This is a genomic window from Polynucleobacter sp. QLW-P1DATA-2 (assembly GCF_001870365.1).
Classification (GTDB): domain Bacteria; phylum Pseudomonadota; class Gammaproteobacteria; order Burkholderiales; family Burkholderiaceae; genus Polynucleobacter.
Genome location: NZ_LZMQ01000001.1, coordinates 266,963 through 292,187, shown reverse-complemented (window position 1 = coordinate 292,187; position 25,225 = coordinate 266,963). Strand labels below are relative to the sequence as shown.

Annotated in this window: 21 protein-coding genes and 2 pseudogenes; 12 read left to right on the top strand and 11 right to left on the bottom strand. The window is 46.0% G+C overall.

Annotation, left to right across the window (positions count from 1 at the left end):
- Positions 1-3: 3 nt before the first annotated feature.
- Positions 4-711, top strand: coding sequence for a YggS family pyridoxal phosphate-dependent enzyme (locus A9236_RS01515; protein ID WP_071467709.1), 708 nt, complete (start codon positions 4-6; stop codon positions 709-711).
- Positions 708-1,577: a pyrroline-5-carboxylate reductase gene (gene proC / locus A9236_RS01510; RefSeq protein ID WP_071466078.1), complete on the top strand. Its 870-nt coding sequence runs from the start codon at positions 708-710 to the stop codon at positions 1,575-1,577. Before A9236_RS01515 ends, proC begins: the two co-directional genes overlap by 4 nt.
- Here the strand turns inward: proC and ubiA are convergent.
- Positions 1,574-2,437: a 4-hydroxybenzoate octaprenyltransferase gene (ubiA, locus tag A9236_RS01505; RefSeq protein WP_071466079.1), complete on the bottom strand. Its 864-nt coding sequence runs from the start codon at positions 2,435-2,437 to the stop codon at positions 1,574-1,576. The two genes, proC and ubiA, sit on opposite strands and share 4 nt — an antisense overlap.
- A gap of 7 nt (positions 2,438-2,444) precedes the next feature.
- Positions 2,445-4,514, bottom strand: coding sequence for an ATP-dependent DNA helicase RecG (gene recG, locus A9236_RS01500; protein ID WP_071466080.1), 2,070 nt, complete (start codon positions 4,512-4,514; stop codon positions 2,445-2,447).
- Positions 4,515-4,544: 30 nt separating this feature from the next.
- Between recG and queA the strand changes: the two genes are divergently transcribed.
- The 5 genes from queA to secF all read left to right on the top strand — a co-directional run bounded on the left by queA (position 4,545) and on the right by secF (position 10,068).
- Complete coding sequence (gene queA, locus A9236_RS01495) at positions 4,545-5,591, top strand: tRNA preQ1(34) S-adenosylmethionine ribosyltransferase-isomerase QueA (RefSeq protein WP_071466081.1); 1,047 nt, start codon at positions 4,545-4,547, stop codon at positions 5,589-5,591.
- Complete coding sequence (gene tgt, locus A9236_RS01490) at positions 5,588-6,745, top strand: tRNA guanosine(34) transglycosylase Tgt (protein ID WP_071466082.1); 1,158 nt, start codon at positions 5,588-5,590, stop codon at positions 6,743-6,745. Before queA ends, tgt begins: the two co-directional genes overlap by 4 nt.
- A gap of 133 nt (positions 6,746-6,878) precedes the next feature.
- Positions 6,879-7,205, top strand: a complete 327-nt coding sequence (gene yajC, locus A9236_RS01485; RefSeq protein ID WP_071466083.1) for a preprotein translocase subunit YajC — start codon at positions 6,879-6,881, stop codon at positions 7,203-7,205.
- A gap of 25 nt (positions 7,206-7,230) precedes the next feature.
- On the top strand, positions 7,231-9,090 hold the full coding sequence (secD, locus tag A9236_RS01480) for a protein translocase subunit SecD (protein ID WP_071466084.1): 1,860 nt from the start codon (positions 7,231-7,233) through the stop codon (positions 9,088-9,090).
- Positions 9,091-9,093: 3 nt separating this feature from the next.
- The gene (gene secF / locus A9236_RS01475) at positions 9,094-10,068 is read left to right on the top strand and encodes a protein translocase subunit SecF (protein ID WP_071466085.1); all 975 of its coding nucleotides are present in this window, start codon (positions 9,094-9,096) and stop codon (positions 10,066-10,068) included.
- A gap of 13 nt (positions 10,069-10,081) precedes the next feature.
- Here secF and A9236_RS01470 read toward each other — a convergent pair whose 3' ends face one another.
- Together A9236_RS01470 and purB are read right to left on the bottom strand one after the other, a co-directional pair.
- A complete protein-coding gene (locus tag A9236_RS01470) occupies positions 10,082-11,443 on the bottom strand; it encodes a 3-deoxy-D-manno-octulosonic acid transferase (protein WP_071466086.1) in 1,362 nt (453 codons plus the stop codon).
- Entirely contained in the window at positions 11,440-12,819 is a 1,380-nt protein-coding gene (gene purB, locus A9236_RS01465) for an adenylosuccinate lyase (RefSeq protein WP_071466087.1), read from the bottom strand. Before purB ends, A9236_RS01470 begins: the two co-directional genes overlap by 4 nt.
- Before the next feature lie 95 nt (positions 12,820-12,914).
- Here purB and A9236_RS01460 point away from each other — a divergent pair.
- Positions 12,915-13,530: pseudogene (locus tag A9236_RS01460) on the top strand (glutathione S-transferase).
- Positions 13,531-13,543: 13 nt separating this feature from the next.
- Here A9236_RS01460 and mnmA read toward each other — a convergent pair.
- A pseudogene (gene mnmA, locus A9236_RS01455) lies at positions 13,544-14,657 on the bottom strand (tRNA 2-thiouridine(34) synthase MnmA).
- Positions 14,658-14,832: 175 nt separating this feature from the next.
- Here mnmA and A9236_RS01450 point away from each other — a divergent pair.
- The 4 genes from A9236_RS01450 (at position 14,833) to A9236_RS01435 (ending at position 18,818) form a co-directional block, all read left to right on the top strand.
- Positions 14,833-15,963, top strand: coding sequence for a Re/Si-specific NAD(P)(+) transhydrogenase subunit alpha (locus A9236_RS01450; RefSeq protein WP_071466090.1), 1,131 nt, complete (start codon positions 14,833-14,835; stop codon positions 15,961-15,963).
- Positions 15,964-15,989: 26 nt separating this feature from the next.
- Complete coding sequence (locus A9236_RS01445) at positions 15,990-16,331, top strand: proton-translocating transhydrogenase family protein (RefSeq protein ID WP_071466091.1); 342 nt, start codon at positions 15,990-15,992, stop codon at positions 16,329-16,331.
- A gap of 29 nt (positions 16,332-16,360) precedes the next feature.
- A complete protein-coding gene (locus tag A9236_RS01440; protein ID WP_071466092.1) occupies positions 16,361-17,728 on the top strand; it encodes an NAD(P)(+) transhydrogenase (Re/Si-specific) subunit beta in 1,368 nt (455 codons plus the stop codon).
- Positions 17,729-17,840: 112 nt separating this feature from the next.
- The gene (locus A9236_RS01435) at positions 17,841-18,818 is read left to right on the top strand and encodes a tripartite tricarboxylate transporter substrate binding protein (protein ID WP_071466377.1); all 978 of its coding nucleotides are present in this window, start codon (positions 17,841-17,843) and stop codon (positions 18,816-18,818) included.
- 63 nt (positions 18,819-18,881) lie between these two features.
- Here the strand turns inward: A9236_RS01435 and A9236_RS01430 are convergent, their stop codons facing one another.
- From A9236_RS01430 to A9236_RS01405, 6 genes are all read right to left on the bottom strand, one after another.
- Positions 18,882-19,307 (bottom strand): hypothetical protein, encoded by a 426-nt coding sequence (locus A9236_RS01430; RefSeq protein ID WP_201721695.1) that lies wholly within the window; start codon positions 19,305-19,307, stop codon positions 18,882-18,884.
- A 190-nt stretch (positions 19,308-19,497) separates the two neighbouring features.
- Positions 19,498-20,742 carry an oxalate/formate MFS antiporter gene (gene oxlT / locus A9236_RS01425; protein WP_071466093.1) on the bottom strand — a complete coding sequence of 415 codons (1,245 nt, stop codon included), beginning with the start codon at positions 20,740-20,742 and terminating at the stop codon, positions 19,498-19,500.
- A gap of 216 nt (positions 20,743-20,958) precedes the next feature.
- Positions 20,959-22,611, bottom strand: coding sequence for a chaperonin GroEL (groL, locus tag A9236_RS01420; RefSeq protein ID WP_071466094.1), 1,653 nt, complete (start codon positions 22,609-22,611; stop codon positions 20,959-20,961).
- Positions 22,612-22,639: 28 nt separating this feature from the next.
- On the bottom strand, positions 22,640-22,930 hold the full coding sequence (locus tag A9236_RS01415) for a co-chaperone GroES (RefSeq protein ID WP_071466095.1): 291 nt from the start codon (positions 22,928-22,930) through the stop codon (positions 22,640-22,642).
- Between the two features lie 453 nt (positions 22,931-23,383).
- Entirely contained in the window at positions 23,384-24,784 is a 1,401-nt protein-coding gene (locus A9236_RS01410) for a carbohydrate porin (RefSeq protein ID WP_071467708.1), read from the bottom strand.
- Positions 24,785-24,873: 89 nt separating this feature from the next.
- Positions 24,874-25,224, bottom strand: coding sequence for a DUF3147 family protein (locus tag A9236_RS01405; RefSeq protein WP_071467707.1), 351 nt, complete (start codon positions 25,222-25,224; stop codon positions 24,874-24,876).
- Position 25,225: the final 1 nt, after the last annotated feature.

Below are 25,225 nucleotides of genomic sequence, written 5' to 3'. Positions count from 1 at the left end.
TTAATTCTGATTCAAGTTAAAGAGCGCATTGAGCTAGCCGCCTTGGCTGCCAAGCGGGAGCCTGAAGAAATTGAACTGCTGGCCGTCAGCAAGACCTTTTCTGCATCAGCTATCGAAGAAGCAATGCATGCTGGTCAGTCTGCGTTTGGTGAAAACTATGTGCAAGAAGCAGTTGAAAAAATTACTCAGCTCGAAAAGCTGCGTCCTTGGTTGGTCTGGCACTTTATTGGGCCACTCCAAAGCAATAAGACTAGAGAAGTTGCTGAACATTTTGACTGGGTACATAGCGTAGATCGTCTAAAAATTGCTGAGCGTTTATCTGCCCAACGTGGCGAGTTTCCAAATCTTCCGGAATTGCAACTTTGTGTGCAAGTAAACGTAAGTGAAGAGGATAGCAAAAGTGGTGTAGCACTTGCCGAAGCAGAGACCCTCTGTAATGCAGTCAGCAAACTACCAAACGTAGTCCTCAGAGGCTTAATGGCAATACCTGCACCAAACCCAGACCCCCAAGTCCAGCGCGAGGCGTTTGCGGCGGTACGTAACTGCTTTATGCGCATTCAATCGAGCCATTTGCTTGACCCAGCCTATCAATTCTTTGACACCCTATCAATGGGAATGTCTGATGATTTAGAGTCGGCGATAGCCGAAGGTAGCACTATGGTGCGAGTTGGAACAGCTATTTTTGGGAAGCGCGATAAGATTACTAAATGAGCCAACAAAATAATATGCAAAACAACAGTAATGCACACATCACCTTTATTGGTGGCGGCAATATGGGTCGCGCATTAATTAGTGGCCTTCTGGCTAATGGATTTGAGCCAAACCAAATCTCAGTAGTTGAAGCAAACCCATCCACCGCTCTGAAACTACATGAAGATTTTGGGGTACAAGGTATTGCTGCCTTAGAGCAAATTGCATTTGATTTGTCAAAAAATAATGTGCTTGTCATGGCCATCAAACCACAAGACTTTAATGTGGTTGCTAAAGGCCTAGCCTCTAAGCTTAAGCATGCAAGCGCTCCTGGCCCACTCATTTTGAGCATTGCTGCAGGTATTCGCTTAAAAGATATGAGTCGCTGGCTAGACCATACTCGATGCGTACGCGCTATGCCCAATACTCCCGCACTCATTGGCAAAGGTATTACTGGCCTATTTGCAGATGCCGCAGTCAATGCACCTGATCGCGCTCTAGCAGAAACTATTTGTAATGCCGTTGGTCAAGCGGTTTGGGTTGCTGAAGAAAAATTGATGGATGCCGTTACAGCAGTATCTGGTAGCGGCCCTGCGTATGTATTTGCATTCTTAGAAGCAATGCAATCTGCCGGGGAAAAACTTGGGCTAGATGCGCAAACTGCTCGTCAATTAGCTTACGCCACTCTTGAAGGCGCCACCCAGCTAGCACATAACTCAGATGAACATGCGGGCATCTTACGCGAACGCGTTACCTCTAAGGGCGGCACTACCGCTGCTGCTCTTGAGGTGATGAAACAACATGGCTGGCATGAGATCTTAGAAAAAGCGATTGATGCCGCCAGTCAGCGTGGCAAAGCGATGGGCGATGAGCTAGGTCAAAGCTAATTCAGACTGAGCCCCAACACAATTCCTAGGAATAAAAACCCGCCCAACCAGTTGTTATGACGAAAAGCTAGAAAACACTCTTCCCGCTTCCTGGTGGAAACGAGTTTGACGTGATAGATCGCACAGGCTAAGGCCATCACCCATCCAACTAAAAAGTAATTGCCAAGTTCTGCCAGCGCTGCTACCCACAGCTGACTAAGGAACAACACAGCATAGCTCAGACCAATCGCGAGCACCTCATATTTGCCGAAAGTAATTGCAGATGTACGCAATCCTAGTCGTAAATCATCTTCACGATCCACCATTGCATATGCAGTGTCATAAGCAATTGCCCAAAAAATATTACCTCCAAATAAAATCCAAGCCTCGAAGGGAATGTAGTTCAGAACTGCTGCATATGCCATAGGAATACCAAAGCCAAAAGCAATGCCAAGGACTGCTTGTGGCATTGCAAAGAAGCGTTTAGTAAAGGGATAGATAAAAGCAATCAATAGTGCGAGCACTGAAAGTTGCTTTGTGAATGCATTAAGTGGCTGTATCAATAAAAAAGCAACCAGCGCTAAGCAAGCTGCTACGGCAACCGCCTCTTTCCCAGAAATTTTTCCACTAGTAACAGGACGCCCCTTAGTCCTCTGCACATGACGATCAAAGTCACGATCCGCATAATCATTGATAGCGCAACCTGCACTTCTCATCAGAAATGTGCCAAGCACAAAAATAAATAAGGTTTCTAGGTCAGGGATTCCCGAGCTTGCCAACCAAAGCGCCCAGAGCGTAGGCCATAAAAGAAGGAGTGTGCCAATCGGCTTATCTAAGCGAATGAGATAAGCGTAGGCTTTAAGGCGATCTTTCAGAGGCATAGCCGAATTATGCCTTCAGAAATTCTGCTCTAGACCCCAGCCAGCGCTCTAAATGACGCTCGACAATGTCGCCATGATCAGCCAATAGACGATCGGCAGCTTGCTGAGCCAACTCAATCAACCAAGCATCTCGCTGGAGATCCACAAAGCGCAGCATGGCATCGCCTGACTGCTTGGCCCCCAATAATTCACCAGGACCACGTAGAGATAAATCTCGCTCAGCAATGACAAAACCATCCGATGTCTCGCGTAAGGTTTGTAAACGCTCTTTGGCGGCAAGTGATAAGGGCTCTGCATACATCAAGATACAGACTGAATCTGCCGATCCGCGACCCACACGTCCCCGTAATTGATGAATTTGAGCATACCCAAAACGTTCAGCATGCTCAATTACCATCAGTGCTGCATTAGGAACGTCCACACCAACTTCTATTACGGTAGTAGCTACTAGCAATTGAATTTCATTTGCCTTAAAGGCCGCCATCACAGCGGCTTTTTCATCTGCTTTAAGGCGTCCATGTACTAGACCCACTTTAAATTCTGGCAAGGCCTGGGTTAATTGCTCAAAACTCTCTACAGCAGTTTGTAATTGCAATGCTTCTGACTCTTCAATCAATGGGCATACCCAATAGGCCTGCAAGCCTTTGGATAGCCAGCTCTGCAATCCAGCAATCACTTCATCACGACGACTAGCCTTGACTACTTTGGTAGCGATAGGCTTGCGTCCCGGAGGTAATTCATCAATTACTGACACATCTAAGTCAGCGTAGTAGGTCATTGCCAATGTACGTGGAATTGGGGTGGCGGACATCATCAGTTGATGGCAGTAAAACAGCTCTGAACCAACGCGCTGCTGAATCTCTAAACGCTGACGTACTCCAAAGCGATGCTGCTCATCAATTACCGCAAGGCCTAACTTAGCAAACCGTACGTTCTCCTGAATCAAGGCATGCGTACCAATAATGAGTTGAGCGCTACCACTTTCAATCTTCTCTTGAGCAAGCCTTTTTTCTTTTGCTTTTAGACTACCTGATAGCCAGGCGACTTCGACTCCTAAGGGCTCAAACCACTCCTTCATTTTGAGATAGTGCTGCTCAGCCAAAATCTCAGTAGGTGCCATTACTGCAGCCTGATAGCCATAATCCATCACTCGTGCTGCCGCCAAAGCAGCCACCACAGTCTTGCCACTACCCACGTCGCCCTGAAGCAGGCGATTCATAGGAAAGGACTTGGAGAGATCCTTGCTAATTTCATTCCAAACACGTGTCTGGGCGCTAGTTAATTGAAAAGGCAACGCCTTGATCAATCCCGCCTCCAAGCTGTTGCTACCCACAGTTTGCTCAGCAAAACTGGGTGCATGTCGCTCTCGACGAATAGCATGTGCCCGCTTTAAAGAAATTTGTTGCGCTAGGAGTTCTTCAAATTGGACCCGACGCCAAGCGGGATGTGTGCGCTCTAGCAAGGCATTTGTATCAGCATCTGCCGGTGGTTGATGCAAGTAAGTAATTGCAGTCTGCAAGTTGGGCCATTCATTACTTGGTAGTAGCTCTGCCATGAGTTTTTTAGGTAGGAACTCCGCCAAACTATCTTGCAAACTTGGATCACGCATTGCTTGAGTAACCGCCTTACGAATGACTGTTTGCGATACTCCAGCGCTTGCTGGGTAGACTGGGGTCAAGCTCATTGGTAATGGCGCATCTGGAGTCACCGCACGAACTGTTGGATGAACCATCTCAGGCCCCTGAAATCCTTCGCGTACATCTCCCCGCACACGAATATGTGCGCCAACGGCCATTTGCTTTTGCTGACTAGGGTAGAAATTGAGAAAACGAAGGTTTAGGGTCTCTGAATCATCTTCAATAGTGACCAGCATCTGCCTTCTGGGGCGAAAGAGGACCTGATTACGAATGACAATACCCTGCGTCTGCACTGAGCTGAAACGTCCCTGAAGGAGGCTTTCTTCTATAGTGAGCAACTCAGTCTCATCTTCATAGCGGGATGGAAGATGCAAAGCAAGGGCCATTGGGCTATCTAAACCCATTTTTTGGAGTGTGTTTGGCGCTTGCTTAGTAGTCATCGTTAAAATCTAATACCTGATGGTAATGCTATGCAACTTTCCGACTTCAATTACGACCTTCCACCCGAACTAATCGCCCAACACCCCTTGGCGAATAGAACCGATAGCCGCCTCTTAGAGGTGAAGGCTGAGGGGGAAAATCACGTCCAGTTACTAGATCGCCAGTTTAAAGACATTCTCAACCTGATTAAGCCAGGGGACTTATTGGTATTTAACGATACCAAGGTGATTCCGGCTCGACTGCATGGGAAAAAAGAGACTGGCGGCAATGTCGAGCTCCTCATTGAGCGCATTAGCGGTGATAAACAAGCCTGGGTCCAAATCCGCGCCTCTAAAGTGCCTAAGACTGGCTCCACCGTTCATATTCACAACCAAGCGGGCGAAACATTTCCTGTTGAAATGATTGGTTATGACGGGCGCTTTTATGAAGTCCAGTTTCCCGAGAATGTATTTGCCTTACTTGAGCGTTTTGGTGAGCTACCTTTACCACCCTATATTGAGCATCAACCCGATGGTGAAGATACGCAGCGCTATCAAACTGTTGTCGCCAAGAATCCTGGAGCAGTTGCAGCGCCAACTGCAGGCCTTCATTTTGATGAGAACATTCTTCAACAACTCCATACCGCAGGAGTTGAACAAGCTACCGTGACGCTACATGTTGGGGCTGGAACCTTCACACCAGTTCGCGAAGAAGATTTATCAAAACACAAAATGCACTACGAATGGTTCTCCATTCCAGAAGCCACCTTGCAAGCCATTGAACAAACTAAGCGCAATGGTGGAAGAATTGTTGCTGTTGGCACTACCAGTTTGCGAGCCTTAGAGAGCCATGCAGCAACCGGTCAAAAAAGCGGCGAGACGAATCTATTTATTACTCCGGGATTTCAATTTAAAACGGTAGATTATTTGCTAACTAACTTTCATCTACCAAAATCTACTTTATTAATGTTGGTGAGCGCCTTTGCGGGTATGGACAATATCCGCACTGCTTATCAACATGCCATTCATCAAAAATATCGTTTCTTCAGTTATGGGGATGCGATGTTTCTGAGTCGACTTGAGAATACAAAGCCATGACCAAACCCGTTCACTTTAATATCTTGGCGCGCGACTCCCAAAGTCCTGCGCGTCTTGGTCAGCTTGATCTGCCACATGGCAGCGTGCAAACACCAATCTTTATGCCAGTCGGAACATATGGCACTGTGAAAGCGATGACACCGCGCGATCTTCATGAGGCCAAAGCACAAATTATTTTAGGGAACACGTTTCATCTTTGGTTGCGCCCAGGCTTAGATGTCATTAAAAAACATGGTGGCTTACATCGCTTCATGGGCTGGGATAAACCTATCTTGACTGACTCTGGCGGCTTTCAGGTATTTAGTTTAGGAGCACTACGTAAGATCTCTGAAGAGGGTGTCACTTTTGCCTCACCAATTAATGGCGACAAACTTTTTATGTCCCCTGAAGTGTCGATGGAAATTCAGGCGGTATTAAATAGTGATATAGCCATGCAATTTGATGAATGCACCCCTTACGAGATAAAGGGTCAACCTACATCAGAGAAAACGGCACGTGCCTCCTTGGAGATGTCATTGCGCTGGGGTGATCGCTCACTCAAACGTTTTAGAGAACTCAATACTGGTAATGGGCTCTTTGGCATTGTTCAAGGTGGGATGTTTGAAAACCTCCGCGAGTTTTCCTTAGATGCAGTGAGTCAGCAGGGTTTTGACGGCATCGCCATTGGCGGCTTATCTGTTGGCGAACCAAAACCAGAGTTTGAGCGCATCCTCAATTTCACGGCGCCTAAATTACCAGAGCATATGCCGCACTACCTTATGGGTGTAGGCACTCCTGAAGATCTAATGTTGGGGGTGAGCCTAGGTATCGATATGTTTGATTGTGTAATGCCTACCCGCAATGCGCGTAATGGTTGGTTATTCACTCGCTTTGGGGACCTCAAGCTACGTAATTCTGGCTATAAAGACGATGATCGCCCACTGGACCCTACCTGCACTTGCTATACCTGTCAGAACTTCACCAGATCCTACTTAAATCACCTCCAGAAGGCTAATGAGATCTTGGGCTCCCAACTCAATACCATCCACAATTTGACGTATTACCTCCAACTCATGACTGAAGTCAGGGAAGCCCTCAGCAAGGATCGTTTTAGCGCCTATCGTGAGGAATTTCACGCCAATCGGCAGCGGGGCGTCGAACCCGGGCAAGATTAACAGCCTCAAAGGGGGATTAACCCCCTCAAATCAGCTCCAAAGCCCCATACAGTTTAGAATTGCGGGTTTACGGCTTTCTATTTCAAGCCTAAAAATGAAGCAGTTTCCAATTGGTAATTAACGGAGGTTTTGTATGTGGATTAGTAACGCTTTTGCCCAGGCTTCAGCCGGGGGTTCTGATGCAGGCGGCTTGATGAGCTTCCTACCTTTAATTTTGATGTTTGCGGTACTGTACTTCATCATGATTCGCCCACAAATGAAGCGTCAAAAAGAAACCAAGGCAATGCTCTCAGCTTTGGCTGTTGGCGATGAAGTGGTGACTGTTGGCGGCATCTTCGGCAAAGTAAGCGCTTTGAAAGATGATGTAGTGACTGTTGAAATTGCTGCCGGCACACAAGTGCAATTGCAAAAAGGCGCTATCACTACAGTATTGCCTAAGGGCACTTTGAAGTCTGCTTAATTCGTTTGTTTAAAAGTATCTCGATATGAATCGCTACCCTCTCTGGAAATATATTGTTATCGCCGTTGCTTTACTGATCGGCGGACTTTACTCATTACCCAATTTCTATGGTGAGGCTCCAGCGGTTCAAGTCTCGTCCGCCAAACCAACCATTAAGGTTGATTTGGCGACACAATCTCGTGTTGAAAAAATTCTTGCTGATGCTGACATTAACAACACCGGCCTATTTTTTGAAAATGCCGGCAATGTAGGCTCGATCAAAATTCGCTTTAACAATACTGATATTCAACTACGTGCTCGCGATCTCTTGCAGCAAAAATTGAACATTGATCAGAATGATCCCAATTACACGGTTGCCTTAAACCTGCTATCAAATACACCGGGCTGGTTAAATGCAATCAATGCCCTACCAATGCCATTAGGCCTAGATCTGCGTGGCGGCGTCTACTTCCTTTTACAAGTAGATATGAAAGGCGCCGTACAGAAAAAGGTAACCTCTTTAGCGACAGATATTCGCAGCCAATTACGCGATAAGAATCTTCGTCATCAAGGCATCGATCGCAATCCAGAGTCAATCTCCATTAATTTCGGTAGCAGCGATGAAGCCGAGGTGGCTCGCACCCTCTTAAATACTTCCCAGCCTGATTTGATTTGGCTGGTGAAAACTAGCGGTGGCTCTGCGAAGTTATCTGGAGAATTTAAGCCTAAGGCTTTAAAGGATATTCAAGATAACGCTGTTAAACAAAACATCATCACTCTGAACAAGCGCGTGAATGAATTGGCAGTGAAAGAACCCGTGATTCAACAACAGGGTGCTGAGCGCATTGTTGTTCAGTTGCCTGGCGTACAAGATACCGCACGTGCCAAAGATATTATTGGTCGTACAGCAACATTGGAATCCCGTCTTGCCGATCCTCTAGTCTCCTCAATCGGAATTGGCGAAACACCACCTCCTGGAATGGACACCTTCCGCTTTGGAGAGAATCGTTTAGGCGTATTTAAGAAGTCAGTGATTTTTAGTGGTGATCGCATCACTGATGCAAGTGCTGGCTTTGATCAAAACCAACGCCCTGCAGTCAACATCTCCTTAGATGCCGCTGGTGGTCGAGTGATGCAAGAAGTAACTCGTGAAAATATTGGCAAACCCATGGGCATGATTTTGTTTGAAAAAGGCAAAGGTGAAGTTCTTACCATTGCCACGATTCAAGGTGAATTTGGGTCTAAGTTTCAAATTACCGGGCAACCCACTACCGAGAGTGCAAACGACTTGGCCCTCTTGCTGCGCGCTGGCTCGCTAGCTGCCCCAATGGAAATTATCGAAGAACGCACGATTGGACCAAGCTTGGGCGCCGAGAATATTGAAAAAGGCTTTAAGTCACTTTTAATTGGTTTTACTGCGATTTCTATCTTCATGGTTGCCTATTACTTATTGTTTGGCACCTTCTCTGTAGTCGCATTGGCTGTGAACTTATTACTGCTCATTTCTGTCTTATCAATGCTGCAGGCAACCCTTACGCTACCAGGCATTGCTGCGATGGCATTGGCATTGGGTATGGCGATTGACTCTAACGTGTTGATTAACGAGCGTATTCGTGAAGAGCTTCGCAATGGCTCCTCACCCCAGGCTGCCATTTCAGTTGGTTTTGACAAAGCCTGGGCAACTATTTTGGATTCCAACGTCACTACTTTGATCGCTGGTCTTGCGCTCTTGGCTTTCGGCTCTGGCCCTATCAAAGGCTTTGCGGTAGTTCACTGCTTGGGTATTTTGACCTCTATGTTCTCGGCCGTCTTCTTCTCACGTGGTCTAGTCAATCTTTGGTACGGCAGACACAAGAAGATTCAAAAACTCGCGATCGGCCAAGTTTGGCGTCCACAGGAGAAATAAGTCATGGAATTTTTTAGAATCAAAAAAGATATTCCATTTATGCGCCATGCATTGGTGCTCAATGCCATTTCCTTGATTACTTTCTTAGCCGCAGTCTTCTTCCTTTGGCATAACGGCCTGCATCTTTCGATTGAATTTACAGGCGGTACAGTGATGGAGGTTACCTATCCTCAAACTGCACCACTGGAGTCAATTCGTAGCAAAGTTGAAAAACTCGGCTATGCAGATACCCAAATTCAGAACTTTGGTAGCTCACGCGACGTAATGATTCGCCTGCCTTTGCAAAAAGACGCTGAAGGTAAGTTGATTTCATCTGCCGACCAAAGCAATGCTGTCATGCAAGCGCTTGATCCAGCCACTTCTGGCGTCAAACTACAGCGCGTTGAGTTCGTCGGGCCACAAGTCGGTCAAGAATTAGCGATTGATGGTCTAAAGGCACTTATCTTTGTGATCATCGGTATCGTGCTCTACCTGTCTTTCCGCTTTGAGTGGAAGTTTGCCCTTGCCGGCATCATTGCGAACTTACATGACGTCGTGATTATTCTTGGCTTCTTCGCTTTTTTCCATTGGGAGTTCTCACTCTCTGTTTTGGCAGCCGTTTTAGCAGTTCTGGGCTACTCCGTAAACGAGTCAGTGGTGATCTTTGACCGTATTCGAGAAAACTTCCGCAAATATCGCAAGATGAACACGCGCGAGATTATTGATAATGCGATCACTAGCACCATCAGCCGAACTGTCATTACCCACGGCAGTACCGAAATGATGGTTCTTGCAATGCTGATTTTTGGTGGTCCAACACTCTTCTACTTTGCCTTAGCGCTGACTATCGGCATCTTATTTGGTATTTACTCTTCCGTCTTCGTGGCTGCAGCCCTAGCAATGTGGCTAGGGGTTACTCGCGAAGATTTAGTGAAGGGTGATAAAAAGCCTGATGACAATGCCCGCAATGATGATCCAAATTTCGGAGCGCGGGTTTAAGCCTTTGTCTGGATCAGCTTAAGGCGAGCATTTCTTGATCAAGGGCAGCTAAGATTCGTCTAGTTGCCCCTTGATGTTCAATGGTGTAGGTCTTAGCAGCTTCGCCCATCTTAGTAAGCTCAGAAGCATTTAAGAGCATTCCCTTCAAAGATTCTGTCAAAGCAATCGTTTCGCCCAGTAGTAGCTCACCTTTGATGCGCTTGGCAGCGCCGATTGCAATTGCGTCTAAGGCGGCTTGCTGGAAGTTATAAGTGTGCTCACCGAGCAACACAGGGCAACCTGCAGCACAAGCTTCAATTAAGTTCTGGCCACCAAAGGGTAATAAGCTACCACCCATTACCACTAGATTTGATGCGCTGTAGTACAGCGGCATCTCACCCATTGAGTCGCCCAGGATGACATCTAGGTCTATGCTATCTTTTGGCAAACCAGCCCATTCAGAGCGACGGCGGAATTTGAAACCAGTAGCATGAATCTGATTTGCCACCTCGTCAAAACGCTCAGGGTGACGCGGAACCAAGCATAGCAAGGGCTGTATCTCGAAAGCATTGCACAGCAATAGATCCTTCCAGGCCTTAAGAATAATTTCTTCCTCACCGTCACGCGTACTTGCAGCACAGATCATGAGGCGTTTACTTGCATGCAAATGTTCTTGCCACTCCTTTCCTTGAGCAACTAGATTTGCATCCAAAGGAACATCAAACTTCATATTGCCGGTAATCACTACGTTTTTCACACCTAGACTACGATAGCGTTGTGAATCAAATTCTGTTTGAGCCAATATTCCAGCAAATGCTTGAAACAATGCACGCCCAGCTTCACCGAAACGATTTACTCGAAGTGCGCTTCTTTCGGACAAGCGAGCATTGACTAAGAACAAAGGCAAACCAATTTCTGCACAACGAAATACAACCGTTGGCCAAGCTTCGGTCTCCATGAAGAGCCCAAACTTTGGCTTAAAAGTTCTTAGAAAATGCTCTACACACCAACACAGGTCATAAGGCAGATATACCTGACGAATTTTCCCGGCGGCTATGGCTTTGCTAAAGAGCTGTTTTCCAGTTCGACGGCCATTCAAGGTCATGTGGGTCAACAGGATAGATTCGCCACGAGCAAGATAAGCCTCAATCAGGGGCTGAGCTGCGCGGGTCTCCCCAACAGATACGGCATGTATCCAGATTGACCCTTTGCTATTGGGTTTGTCATACCCAAAACCAAGGCGCTCCGGAATGTGATGCAGGTAGGCAAAGGAGTGTCGTGCACGCCAAGCTAAACGCACAAAAGCTAATGGCAACAGAAGATGCCATAGCAGTTGATAAACAGCAAACCAGAACCGAGGACGCGCCCCGTATTCTGAATTCGAGCTCACACTCACTTTTTGAGGCGTTCGGTCAATTCAACCGCCTTACCTAAGTAAGAGGAAGGTGTCATTTCAAGCAAGCGGGCTTTTGCATCTTCTGGAATCTTCAAACCACGAATGAAGTTTTGCAAGTCGGCTTGATTGATACCTTTGCCACGAGTTAATTCTTTCAATTGCTCATACGGGTTCTCGATGCCATATCGACGCATCACCGTCTGTACTGGCTCAGCCAATACTTCCCAGCAGGCATCTAAATCAGCAGCGATAGCAGCATGATTGACTTCTAACTTACTTAGACCACGCAGAGCGCTGTCATAAGCTAAAACGCTATGGCCAAAAGCAGGGCCAAGGTTACGCAAGACGGTGGAGTCAGTTAAGTCGCGCTGCCACCGAGAGATCGGTAATTTTTCTGCTAAGTGACGTAGCAAGGCGTTAGCAACCCCCAAGTTTCCTTCGGAGTTTTCAAAATCAATTGGATTGACTTTATGCGGCATAGTGGAAGAGCCAATCTCACCAGCCTTAGTGCGCTGCTTAAAGTAGCCCACTGAAATATAGGCCCAGAAGTCACGATCCATATCCAAGAGAATCGTATTGGCGCGAGCAATTGCATCAAAGAGTTGGGCCATACCATCGTGCGGCTCGATCTGAATTGTGTATGGGTTAAAAGTGAGACCAAGACGCTTCTCAACGACATTTTTAGAAAAATTTTCCCAATCAAAATCAGGGTAGGCAGACAAGTGTGCATTGTAGTTACCTACTGCACCATTCATCTTGCCAAGTAATGGCGCTGCCGCAATGGATTCAATCGCACGCTCTAAACGTTTAGCAATATTGGCAATCTCTTTTCCTAAGGTGCTAGGGGAAGCTGGTTGACCATGTGTGCGAGAGAGCAAGGGCACCTTAGCGTGCTCAATTGCCAAATCAGTTAATACAGAAAGGACTTTTCGAAGTTGTGGCAAGAGTACTTCATCGCGTGCACCACGCAACATCAATCCATGCGATGTGTTGTTAATGTCTTCAGAGGTACAGGCAAAGTGAATGAACTCACTCGCCTTTAATAAATCAGGGCGACCCGCTACCTTCTCTTTTAAAAAATATTCGACGGCTTTTACATCATGATTAGTGACTGCCTCGATGTCTTTAATACGTTGCGCATCGGCATCAGAAAAATTTTCTGGCAATGAAAGTAAAAAAGCCTCATCTGCAGCATTAATCTTTGGGACATCTGGCAGACCTGCGGAAGCTAAGGCCAAAAGCCAATGGATTTCTACAAAGACACGCTGGCGCATAAAAGCAGCCTCAGACAGCCAAGGGCGTAAGGCATCCAACTTGCCGGCATAGCGGCCGTCTAGAGGAGAAAGGGCGTTGAGGGTAGAAAGCGGCTGACTCACGAATATTGCCTTTACATTGAATATATCAATAAAACCTGATTTTAATGCGTTCTAGGCTTAGGCAAACCCCAATCTAGATAGCTATACTGTGCCCTATGAAACTTATCGGATCCCTCACTAGCCCCTACGTACGCAAAGTACGCATTGTTTTTCTGGAAAAAAAAGGTTGATGTTGACCTCGAAATAGACAATGTATGGGCCGCAGACACCAAAATTACCCAATCTAACCCCCTGGGGAAGGTTCCTTGCCTGATTTTGGACGATGGAGAGGCTATTTACGACTCTCGTGTCATCGCTGAATACGCAGATGCCCTCAGCCCTGTAAGCAAACTCATTCCTGCCGATAACCGGGAGCGGGCTACAGTAAAAACCTGGGAGGCCTTGGCTGATGGCGTTTTAGATGCCAGCATTTTGGCTCGCCTGGAGATGACTTGGAAACCAGAAGACCAGAGAAGCTCTGCTTGGATTGACCGTCAAACAGAGAAGATTCAAAACTCACTACGTCAAATGTCTGAGCTACTGGGTGGAAATGCTTGGTGCCATAGCAATCAAATGACTTTGGCTGATATTTCCGTTGGATGCGCTCTAGGATATTTACTGTTCCGCTTCCCAAATATCAAATGGCAAGCGCAATATCCAAATTTAGATCGTCTCTATGAAAAATTATTACAGCGATCTTCATTTATTGAAACTGAGCCGCCCAAGGCGTAATCTGTTTTTTGGTTTAGGCGGAAATAATTCCACCGCCTAAGCAAATATCACCATCGTATAAGACAGCAGATTGGCCAGGTGTTACTGCCCACTGTGCATCTGGAAAATTTAAACCAAAGCTCAATAGGTCATCGCCTGCATTCAGCACACAAGCCGAATCTGCTTGGCGATAACGCGTCTTAGCGGAATAATTTCCGGGGGTTGGCGCTGCACCAGCAACCCAGCTAGCGTCAATAGCCTCGAGCCTGTTAGCCAATAGCCATGGGTGTTCGTGGCCCTGCACTACATATAAGGTGTTGTTAGCAACATCTTTCCGAGCCACATACCATGCATCGCCATTACCATCTTGGCTGCCACCCAGACCAATGCCCTTACGTTGCCCAAGAGTAAAAAATGCCAGGCCCATATGCTCGCCGACCACTTTTCCTTCGGGCGTTTTAATTGGTCCGGGAACACGAGGTAAATAACGATTTAAGAATTCTCTAAACGGGCGCTCGCCGATGAAACAGATTCCGGTGCTATCTTTTTTCTTAGCGTTATGTAAGCCAATTTTTTCTGCAATGGTTCGCACTTCTGTTTTTGGGATCTCACCCAAAGGGAATAAAACATTCGCTAGCTGTTGTTGAGTTAAGCGATGCAAAAAATAACTCTGATCTTTACTGGCATCCAATGCTTTCAATAATTGGACTCTGCCACCCTCATGGCGTACTCGCGCATAGTGACCTGTTGCGATCGCATCTGCACCCAAGCTCATGGCGTGATCTAAAAAAAGCTTTGAATTTAATTTCAGCGTTACAAAGAACATCCGGATTAGGGGTTCGCCCTGCGGCGTATTCGCGTAAAAATTCAGCAAATACACGCTCACGATATTCAGCAGCGAAATTCACGGCCTCCACATCAATTCCGATCAAATCGGCTACTGAAACCACATCTAGCCAATCTTGACGGGCTGAACAATACTCATCGTTATCGTCATCTTCCCAGTTCTTCATAAAAAGGCCTACAACTTCATAACCCTGCTCTTTAAGCATCCAGGCGGCAACCGACGAATCCACCCCTCCAGACATGCCAATAACGACTTTCTTGGGATTTGTAGGTGGGATTGCTGAAGAATTGAGGTGGATCATCAAAAAATGCGAAAATTCAATATAAGCTGACAGATCACATTGTAGAAGTCTTAGTCTTTTTTGACAGAAATTTAGGCAAAAACGATGTTCTGGACTTAGACGTAAGTGAGTGGGCAGATTTTGACCCAATTAACTAAAATAGATTCTTTATAAATTTTGCTTTTGGAGACATGCCATGCGCATAGGAGTGCCACTGGAAACCAGGCCTGGGGAAACTCGAGTAGCTGCCACACCAGAAACCGTTAAAAAACTGATTGGCCAAGGCCACACTGTTGTCATCCAAAAAGGTGCTGGCGTACAAGCTAGCCAACCAGATTCCGCTTTTGAGGCCGTAGGGGCTTCTATCGGCAGCGCTGCTGATGCCTTTGGTGCTGAGATTGTCCTCAAGGTGCGTGCGCCTGAAGCAGCAGAACTCAAACAGATTAAATCTGGCAGCGTGCTCATTGGCATGCTCGACCCATTTGATAACGACAACATTGCTGCCATGGCCGCACAAGGCGTTACTGGCTTCTCTTTAGAGGCTGCACCTCGCACCACTCGTGCACAAAGCATGGATGTCTTGTCATCTCAAGCAAACATCGCTGGTTACAAAGCGGTGATGGTTGCTGCAAATGAATATCAACGTTTCATGCCAATGTTAATGACGGCTGCAGGAACTGTTAAGGCAGCTCGCGTATTAATTCTTGGTGCCGGTGTTGCAGGTTTACAAGCAATTGCTACAGCCAAACGTTTGGGCGCCGTGATCGAGGCATCCGATGTACGTCCTGCTGCAAAAGAACAAATTGAATCTTTGGGTGCCAAGTTTGTTGATGTGCCTTACGAAACAGATGAAGAGCGCGAAATCGCTCAAGGCGTTGGAGGTTATGCACGCCCAATGCCAGAATCTTGGATGAAGCGTCAAGCAGCTTTAGTTGCCGAGCGCGCTCAGCAAGCAGATATCGTCATTACTACTGCGCTGATTCCTGGTCGCAAGCCACCAGTTCTTTTGCATAGCGATACTGTTGCCAATATGAAGCCAGGCTCTATTGTGATTGACTTAGCAGCTGGTAAAGGCGACAACGGATCAGGCAACTGTCCTTTAACGCAAGCTGACAAAGTCGTTGATGTAAATGGCGTGAAGATTGTTGGCTACACCAATTTAGCCAGCATGGTAGCTGCTGATGCATCCGCACTTTATGCGCGTAACTTACTCGACTTCATGAAGTTAATCATCGATAAAGAAGCGAAGTTAGTTATCCCAAGTGATGACGACATCGTTACTGCTTGCTTAATGTGTCGTGACGGCCAAGCTGTCCGCAAAAACTAATAGAACATTCATACTAAGGAAACATCATGGATCTCGCTGCTTTTCAAAGCATCCTCACAGTCCAAAACATCACCGTGTTTGTATTGGCTATTTTTGTTGGTTACCACGTTGTTTGGAACGTAACCCCTGCTCTGCATACTCCTCTGATGGCGGTTACTAACGCTATTTCTGGAATCATCATTGTTGGCGCCCTTTTGCAGACTGAAGTCATTGGTGGCGATGAAATCACCCTCACCAGCATCATTGGTGCGGTTGCCGTTTTCTTGGCCTCAATCAATATTTTTGGTGGCTTTATGGTTACCCGTCGCATGCTAGAGATGTTTAAGAAAAAAGCGCCTAAGGCAAATGCGGCCGATGCTGCTAAATAAATAGAACAAGACTTTTAGAGACCAAAATAATGTCAAACATAACTGCTATTTCTTATCTGATTTCTTCGGTGTTGTTCATCCTCGCTTTGCGTGGCTTGTCTTCACCAACTACCTCACGCCAAGGCAATACCTTTGGCATGATTGGTATGTTGCTCGCCGTCATCACCACCTTCTTCATTCCCGATTTCAAGCCAGCAGTCTCATTAATTGCTGCCGCTGTTGTGGGTGGTGCAATTATCGGAACGCTTGCAGCCAAACGTGTACAGATGACTAAGATGCCGGAGCTGGTTGCTTTGATGCACTCTTTCGTTGGCTTGTCAGCCGTATTGATCGCAGTCGCAGCCGTATTTAATACTACACACGACCATACCGGTGCCCAGAAGATCGAACTCTTCATTGGTGCATTCATTGGTGCAATTACATTTACCGCTTCAGTCATTGCTTTTGGCAAGCTATCAGGCAAAGTGAGCGGTAAGCCAGTTAGCTTTTCTGGTCAACATTTGCTCAATTTAATATTGGCTGTTTCCATGATTGGCGCTGGTATTGCTTACTACATGGTTGATAGCCATGTTGCCTTCTTAGTAATGTGCGCTATTGCATTAGTACTCGGCATTACCTTGATCATTCCTATTGGCGGTGCTGATATGCCGGTGGTTGTATCAATGCTAAACAGCTACTCTGGTTGGGCTGCAGCAGGTATCGGCTTTACTTTAAACAATCCAGTGTTGATTATTGCTGGTGCTTGTGTGGGCTCATCAGGCGCAATTCTGTCTTACATTATGTGCAAGGCGATGAATCGTTCCATCCTTGCAGTATTGCTTGGCGGCTTTGGCGCTGAATCTGCTGCTGCCGGTGGCGATGATGGCAGCCCCAAGAATTACAAAACAGGTTCACCTGAAGATGCAGCATTTCTCATGGAAAATGCGGACACTGTCATCATTGTTCCAGGCTATGGTCTTGCGGTTGCTCGTGCTCAACACGCCTTAAAAGAATTAACAGAAAAGTTAACCCATCATGGTGTTACCGTGAAATATGCGATTCATCCAGTTGCTGGTCGTATGCCTGGTCATATGAACGTTCTCTTGGCTGAAGCTGAAGTTCCATATGATCAAGTATTTGAGATGGAAGATATCAACAGCGACTTTGGTCAGGCTGACGTAGTGTTGATCTTGGGTGCTAATGACGTGGTGAACCCTGCAGCACGTACACCTGGAAGCCCTATTTTCGGTATGCCAATTTTAGAGGCCTTCAAAGCTAAAACCATCATCGTTAATAAACGCTCAATGGCAGCTGGCTATGCAGGTCTAGATAATGAACTGTTCTACATGGATAAAACCATGATGGTCTTCGGCGATGCCAAGAAGGTCGTAGAAGACATGGTGAAGTCGATCGAATAGTAGCCAAGATATGCTCTCTTCAGAAAACCGCCTACGGGCGGTTTTTTATTGAGCTAAGATATAGCAAAGAGGCATCTCTAGAATGCTCAATCAAAATGAATATCGAGACAAAATGCAAACCAAGCCATTCTTTCTTACCTTAGCTTTATTACTGGCCAATCTACTTTCAGTAAATTCAGTTAGCGCTCAAAGTAATTACCCAAATCGCACTATTCAAACCATCATGCCTTTACAAGCTGGTAGCGGTGTCGATATTTTGATGCGGCCTATTGCACAAAAGATGGGCGAGAGCTTAGGTCAAGCCATCACCATTGAAAATATTCCAGGCGGGGCTGGGATCATTGGTGCAGCCAAGGTTGCGCAGAGTCCTGCAGATGGTTATGTCTTAGGTGTATTTAATGACAGCATTCTCACTATGCTTCCCAATCTATACAAAAAGATTGACTACGATCCCATACAAAGTTTTTCACCCATTTCAGAAGTGGCCGCAATTACCTTTGTGCTGGTCGCCAACCCATCTTTTCCTGGCAATACCGCAGCAGATTTAGTCCGAATCGCAAAAGAAAAACCTGGCAAGATTGATTACGCCTCTGGTGGCAATGGCTCACCACAGCACATTGGTATGGAAATCTTTCGCCAGTACACCGGCGCCCCAATCGTTCATATTCCCTACCGCGGCGCTGCAGCGGCAGTCACCGATGTCATGGCTGGTCAAGTACCAGTCATGATTAGCGCCTTATCTGTCGTGCTTCCGCATATTCGGGCTGGCAAGCTAAAAGTATTAGGGGTTGCAAGTAAAACGCGCTCTCCATTGCTACCAAATACGCCAACCATCAATGAAAGCGTTAAAGGCTATGAGTTCTCAACCTGGGGCGCACTCCTAGCACCTAAGGGCACCTCTCCAGCAATTATCGATAAGATCAATGAATCATTAGCAAGCACATTAAAAGATCCCAAGTTACGCGAACAACTCATTCAGCAAGGATTTGAATTTGTGCCACTTGGCCCAGATCATTTAAAAGAAATGATTGCGCAAGGATTGGTGAAGATGAAAAAAGTTATTAAGGACGGCGGTATTCAGCCTGACTGATGCGAGAATCTCGAAAAATAAAAAGGCTGCCAGTGCGCAGCCTTTTTATTCGTCTGAACCTATTTAGCTTTTAGTCTGCTGAACAGGAGTAGCTGTTGGTTGAATAGGTGCTTGAGTTGTAGGTGACGAATCCGTTGGTTGCGCAGGAGAAGTGCCGGTAGCGGGAGTCAATGAGATGACTTCAACAACAAGATTATTGCTGTCATATCTCACTTCGTATGCCATGACATTGCCATCGGCAATTGACTCTACTGGGGTGGTAATGACCTCTGCGGCTCCCAAAGTCATCACATCTGCAACTCCCTCAGCAAATGCGCGCCCAGCCTTTGCTCCGCCACTATAGCCCTGAGTAAATCGAAAAATTTCATAGGTCTGGCCATTTCGTACTTCGCTTGATACTGGTTGACCGAATTCTGCAAGCAAGAAGCTTCTTGGTGTGCCCACTTTAAATAGCCCTACATTTTTTTCGCTGGGCTGATGCGAAGCCATATATACCGAACAGCCTCCTAGCAAAAGAACCATAAAAAGTACTAAGCTAAGTTTTGCGAATTTCATTAAATGCCTCATATTGATATCTATTGGAGGAGTTTATTCGAAACTAGAATGAATGCGGGGAACCCCTATGCAAAAAGGCTGCCGAAGCAGCCTTTTGTTTTGATCTGAAACCACTACATCCAAATTACGCCGCTTGAGCCTTCATATATTTAGCGCGCATTGGACGTAATACAAAGAAAGCTAATAAGGCAGCAGTAGCATCGAGGGCAATCATGATGCCAAATACTGGGATCCAACTATCAGCAACGCCATGAATATAAGCTGCTACTGGTGCGCCAATAATAGAACCTACACCCTGCGCCATATACAAAAAGCCATAGTTCGTAGTGGCATGCTTGGAACCAAAGGTATCAGTCAAAGTGGATGGAAATAAGGAGAAAATCTCACCCCAACCAAAGAACACAACACCAGACATCAGTACAAACAACACTGGGTCTGAGCGGGTAGAAATCCAGATGAACATCGCAATAGCCTCAAGACCAAAGGCGATTGTCATCGTGTACTCACGACCAAGCCTGTCAGAAATCCAACCAAAGAAAGGTCGAGTTAGACCATTGGTCACACGATCAATCGATAATGCCAATGGCAGTGCTGCCATACCAAACACCATAGCACCAGTAACACCAAAGTCCTTAGCAAAGGCACCCATTTGAGAAATTACCATCAGACCAGATGTTGACATCATGGACATCATCAAAAACATGAGCCAAAAAACGGGTGTCTTCAACATTGTTTTTGGTGCCACTCCTGAAGCTGCAGCTTCGAGCTGGCCAGCTGTTTGAGTAACGCCTGAATGTGGCACACGAATCCCTTGGGCTGCGAGCAAACCAACTACGCCAATAGCATAACCAAAGAAAGTCAGCGTTCCTTGTAGACCTGTCTCAGCCAAGCTGGTAGAAATTGGGAAGGTTGTTAGTAGAGCGCCAATTCCGTAACCTGCGGCCACCATGCCTACTGCAAAACCACGATTATTCGGGAACCAACGCACCATTAAGCCAACAACACCGATGTAAACAATGCCGGTACCTAAGCCACCCAATACACCATAGGTGATGTAAAGACTAGAAACTGAAGTCATATTTGCAGACAATACCCAACTCAATCCAGTCAACGCAGTACCAATGGAGAGTAATAGTCTTGGCCCAAATTTTTCTACCAAGTAACCCTGAAATGGAGAGAAAAATGTTTGCAGCACAATCAAAATTGAGAATGTAACTTGTAGCTCAGTTAAGGTGACGCCTAGCTGGCCCATAATGGGTTTAGTAAGCAAAGCCCATACATACTGTGGGCTCGAGATGGACATCATGCAAATGACGCCTAAAGCCAGCTGGACCCACTTTGACTTCAAAGGGTTCGTAATCTCACTCATTATTTATCTCCTAATGATTAAAACCAATTTAATTTCGATTAATTCATTTTATGGATTCACTACGGGTTTCTACTGGCAATTGCTCCAGCTTGGTGCACTATGCTTCTTTTTGAATCATAGGCCAATTCAGCAAGTGGCGCATAAAAAAACGCCTGGTCTTTTGAACCAGGCGTTTTTACTTCTACGGCTAAGTTGCCGATGAAAGGGTTACAGCATTTACATCATGCCGCCCATTCCACCCATGCCACCCATACCGCCCATATCAGGCATACCGCCACCAGCAGAATCATCTTTTGGTGCTTCAGAGATTGCGCAATCAGTAGTCAACAATAAGCCAGCGACAGAGGCTGCATTTACCAATGCGGTCTTTGTTACCTTAGTTGGATCGATCACACCTTGTGCAACGAGGTCGCCATATTCACCGGTAGCTGCGTTGTAACCGTTATTACCCTTGCTCTCTTGCACGGCATTCACAACCACACCAGCGTCTTCACCAGCGTTGCTAACGATAGTACGTAGAGGCTCTTGCATAGCGCGCAACACGATGCTGATACCAGCATCTTGATCAGCGTTATCACCTTTCAAGCCCTTGATACCTTGCATAGCACGAATCAAAGCTACGCCACCGCCAGGAACAATACCCTCTTCCACAGCGGCACGAGTAGCGTGCAATGCATCATCAACACGGGCTTTCTTCTCTTTCATTTCTACTTCAGTAGCAGCACCAACTCGAATCACTGCAACACCGCCTGCCAACTTGGCAACGCGCTCTTGCAATTTTTCTTTGTCGTAGTCGCTAGTAGCTTCTTCGATCTGAACACGAATGTTCTTCACGCGTGCTTCGATCGCCTTAGCATCGCCAGCACCGTCAATGATGATGGTGTTTTCTTTACCTACTTCGATACGCTTCGCCTGACCCAAGTGCTCAAGAGTTGTTTTCTCAAGTGTGAGGCCAATTTCTTCAGCGATAACAGTGCCGCCAGTCAAGATAGCAATATCTTCTAACATCGCTTTACGACGATCGCCAAAACCAGGAGCCTTAACAGCACAAGTTTTGATGATGCCGCGAATGTTGTTTACAACCAAAGTTGCCAAGGCTTCACCTTCAACATCTTCAGCAATGATCAGCAATGGACGGCCAGACTTAGCAACTTGCTCGAGTACCGGGAGTAAATCACGGATGTTAGCGATCTTCTTGTCGAACAAGAGCACGTATGGGCTCTCTAATACAGCCACTTGCTTCTCAGGTTGATTGATGAAATATGGAGAGAGGTAACCGCGATCAAACTGCATACCTTCAACTACTTCTAGCTCGTCTTCTAAAGATTTACCATCTTCAACAGTGATAACACCTTCTTTGCCTACTTTTTCCATTGCTTCTGCAATGCGTTGACCAATGCTGTGATCGCTGTTTGCAGAAATAGAACCTACTTGGGCGATTTCTTTGGTCGTGGTGCAAGGCTTGCTGATTTTTGCGAGCTCTGCAATTGCAGCTGTAACTGCCTTATCAATACCGCGCTTCAAGTCCATTGGGTTGTGGCCTGAAACAACATATTTCATGCCTTCACGAACAATTGACTGCGCCAAAACAGTAGCGGTAGTTGTACCGTCACCAGCGATATCAGCAGTTTTGGAAGCAACTTCCTTCACCATCTGAGCGCCCATGTTTTGAAGCTTATCTTTGAGTTCGATTTCTTTTGCTACGGACACACCATCTTTAGTGATAGTTGGGCCGCCGAATGAACGCTCGATAACAACGTTACGACCTTTTGGTCCTAAAGTTGTTTTAACTGCGTTCGCAAGAATATTGACACCCTCGACCATCTTGGTGCGAGCGTTATCTCCAAATACAACGTCTTTTGCTGCCATGATTAAATTCCTCTCTTAAATACCGAAATTACTTCTGTACAACAGCCATGATGTCGTCTTCACGCATCACGATGAGTTCGTCGCCGTCGACCTTAACGGTTTGACCAGCATATTTGCCAAATAAGACGCGATCGCCTACTTTGACATCAAGCGCATTAAGCTTGCCTGCATCATCACGCTTGCCTGGACCAACTGCCAATACTTCGCCTTGATCAGGCTTTTCTGCAGCAGCGTCAGGAATGATGATTCCAGATGCAGTTTTTGATTCTTGATCCAAACGCTTGATGATTACGCGATCATGTAAAGGACGCAAATTCATCTCTTCTCCTATGTTAGTAAGTGTTAACTAATTAAAAATATATATAAATCAGTGCTTTATAATCTCTCACATGGAAACTAAGCCAAAATTGCTTAAAAACAATCAGTTTTAGCACTCGCATGTAGGGAGTGCTGATTATATAGGTCCGGATCCCGACATTTCAAGGGTCGATGTTGGAGTTTCTTAGGGATTGAACTCTGGATACCCGTGATTGAACTGAGAAATCCATAGAAATCATAGAGATATGATTTTTCTGCAAATTTTGACACTAAATATATAGGCGAATATTTATTTAGGGAAGTTACCTCGTTTTTCTGTAACTAATGCCCAAGCAACCAAAGTCATGACAACGGTTAATTAGGTACAGGCCGTTTTTCGTTCAATTACAGTCATTCAAAATGGGATATTCGGGGTTCCTATGGGGCAGAAACCGGCCAATAAGCGTCATTCCCCTTAAAACTCAGCGTGAATCCTAAAGGAAAGAATATTTACAGGGCCACGAGCGGAGTTATAGGCTGGGTTAATGATGTGTTGAAAGTTTAATCCTGCAAGCACATTTTTAATCACGGTGGCGTTGTAGTAAACCTCGCTAATACGCTCAGGACTATAGGAGATTGTTTGGTTAGGGCTTGCGTAGTCGCCAATGAAGTAGGAGACACCGCCAGCCTGAAGGTAGTTTCGGCGATAGCTTGATAGCCCATTTTGCATTAAGGAGATCCCGATACTGTCATGTGGACGTTTCCAGCTTGTTCCATTCATTCCCAAGCCAATTGAGATGGAGTTATCTGCCTCTGTAAAGGACATGGTTTCGGTATGTCCATCTGAAGTAAAAGCACGACCGTAGATGCCTAAATCTTTTGTGAGTGCTTGTTCTGCATTAATACCGATACCAGTTTTTATCTGGTTGCTACTACGAACATTATTAATGGCTTGTGTTCCTTGAGCATTATTGGCAATTACATAGTTTGTAGCATCCTGAAAGCGTGCCAATATCATGCGGTTGCGATAACCCAATACACTGACCTTGCCAGGTAAGTCAGCAATATTATGTTGCCGCTCTACTTCTATTTGGTCGCCATAAGCATTAAAGATTTGCCAATTCAAATCACGACCATTTGGGGTTTTAGGGGCAAGCATTCGAGAGGCACGCATTACCCAATTATCGAGATACCACTCTCCCGCCAAGCCCCAGCTATATCCACGAGCATCGGCTGCGTAGTCATAAGCTAGATAGGTCATATTGCCCCAGTTCATAAATTGAACTCGTGGGTCTTTAGCATAGCGACTATCATCGAAAATATCGAGTGTTGAAAATTGACCACCTGTCAGCACAACTCGATTACTGCTCACGGTTTGAGTAATTTGATTGGCTTCATTTTCAAGAACGACCTTATCGCCATCTTGATTAATCGTTTGACGCACAAATGCACGAGCAGAATAAAACTTGGCTTGCGCACCATTTGCCTTTGTTGCCTCGCCATTGGTAAATCCACCTAAACCTGCTAGGTCTGAGAATGGGACTCCAGAAACAACTTCGGGATTAAAATATACATCTGTATTAGGAGCAATTCGTGCGCCAAAGAATAATGTGCCCGACCATGTGTAGCTCATTGACTTCAGAGAATCTAAGCTGTTCTGACCAGAATAAGAGGATGTGAAATTGTTATATCGCTGATTGATATAGGTAGTCTGACCATGAAGATTCACGGGCATACCCCAAATACTGCCCTCGGTTGGCAATCCAGCGATGGGTTCAGCAAAAGTTTCTACTTGGTCTGCGCCAGAACCTGCCTTTTGAGCATAAGTCTGTAGCGGCAGCACTAGTAATGCGGCAGTGAATAAGAGTCGGTGCATAGGTATTGCAATGAATTTGGGATAGTGTCACTGTATGTCAAACATGTGACGGTTATGTGTAAAAGTGATGTCTTTGTATTGGTGAGGGTCTACAGTAATTCAATCCCAAAATTCTTCATCAGTACGGTAAATAAGCCAAAGCAGACAACCGTCACCACAATGCTTGCCCCCATCGTTAGCCAAAATCCTAGCTTGGGTAGCAGGTAGGGGAATAACAAGAACATAGGTAGTGTTGGTATTACATACCAAAAAGTGTAATAGGCGTGATTAGCTATCTTCCCTTCTGGCTGGCTCTCAATGTAAAGCCAAGTCAGAGTTAGTAAAGTCATCAAAGGCAGGGCGGCAATAAAACCACCCAACCTATCACTTCGCTTGGCTACTTCGCTGATGAATACAACCATCCCCGCTGTCAGCAAGTATTTTGTGATTATCCAAGTCATT

Excerpts from the sequence above, each read along its gene's own strand:
- oxlT (WP_071466093.1), bottom strand. The coding sequence starts at position 20,742 with ATGAGTGAGATTACGAACCCTTTGAAGTCAAAGTGGGTCCAGCTGGCT.
- secD (WP_071466084.1), top strand. The coding sequence starts at position 7,231 with ATGAATCGCTACCCTCTCTGGAAATATATTGTTATCGCCGTTGCTTTA.
- queA (WP_071466081.1), top strand. The coding sequence starts at position 4,545 with ATGCAACTTTCCGACTTCAATTACGACCTTCCACCCGAACTAATCGCC.
- A9236_RS01410 (WP_071467708.1), bottom strand. The coding sequence starts at position 24,784 with ATGCACCGACTCTTATTCACTGCCGCATTACTAGTGCTGCCGCTACAG.
- secF (WP_071466085.1), top strand. The coding sequence starts at position 9,094 with ATGGAATTTTTTAGAATCAAAAAAGATATTCCATTTATGCGCCATGCA.
- A9236_RS01430 (WP_201721695.1), bottom strand. The coding sequence starts at position 19,307 with ATGGCTTCGCATCAGCCCAGCGAAAAAAATGTAGGGCTATTTAAAGTG.
- groL (WP_071466094.1), bottom strand. The coding sequence starts at position 22,611 with ATGGCAGCAAAAGACGTTGTATTTGGAGATAACGCTCGCACCAAGATG.
- A9236_RS01440 (WP_071466092.1), top strand. The coding sequence starts at position 16,361 with ATGTCAAACATAACTGCTATTTCTTATCTGATTTCTTCGGTGTTGTTC.
- A9236_RS01450 (WP_071466090.1), top strand. The coding sequence starts at position 14,833 with ATGCGCATAGGAGTGCCACTGGAAACCAGGCCTGGGGAAACTCGAGTA.
- A9236_RS01445 (WP_071466091.1), top strand. The coding sequence starts at position 15,990 with ATGGATCTCGCTGCTTTTCAAAGCATCCTCACAGTCCAAAACATCACC.
- A9236_RS01405 (WP_071467707.1), bottom strand. The coding sequence starts at position 25,224 with ATGACTTGGATAATCACAAAATACTTGCTGACAGCGGGGATGGTTGTA.
- A9236_RS01435 (WP_071466377.1), top strand. The coding sequence starts at position 17,841 with ATGCAAACCAAGCCATTCTTTCTTACCTTAGCTTTATTACTGGCCAAT.
- proC (WP_071466078.1), top strand. The coding sequence starts at position 708 with ATGAGCCAACAAAATAATATGCAAAACAACAGTAATGCACACATCACC.
- recG (WP_071466080.1), bottom strand. The coding sequence starts at position 4,514 with ATGACTACTAAGCAAGCGCCAAACACACTCCAAAAAATGGGTTTAGAT.
- yajC (WP_071466083.1), top strand. The coding sequence starts at position 6,879 with ATGTGGATTAGTAACGCTTTTGCCCAGGCTTCAGCCGGGGGTTCTGAT.
- A9236_RS01415 (WP_071466095.1), bottom strand. The coding sequence starts at position 22,930 with ATGAATTTGCGTCCTTTACATGATCGCGTAATCATCAAGCGTTTGGAT.
- ubiA (WP_071466079.1), bottom strand. The coding sequence starts at position 2,437 with ATGCCTCTGAAAGATCGCCTTAAAGCCTACGCTTATCTCATTCGCTTA.
- tgt (WP_071466082.1), top strand. The coding sequence starts at position 5,588 with ATGACCAAACCCGTTCACTTTAATATCTTGGCGCGCGACTCCCAAAGT.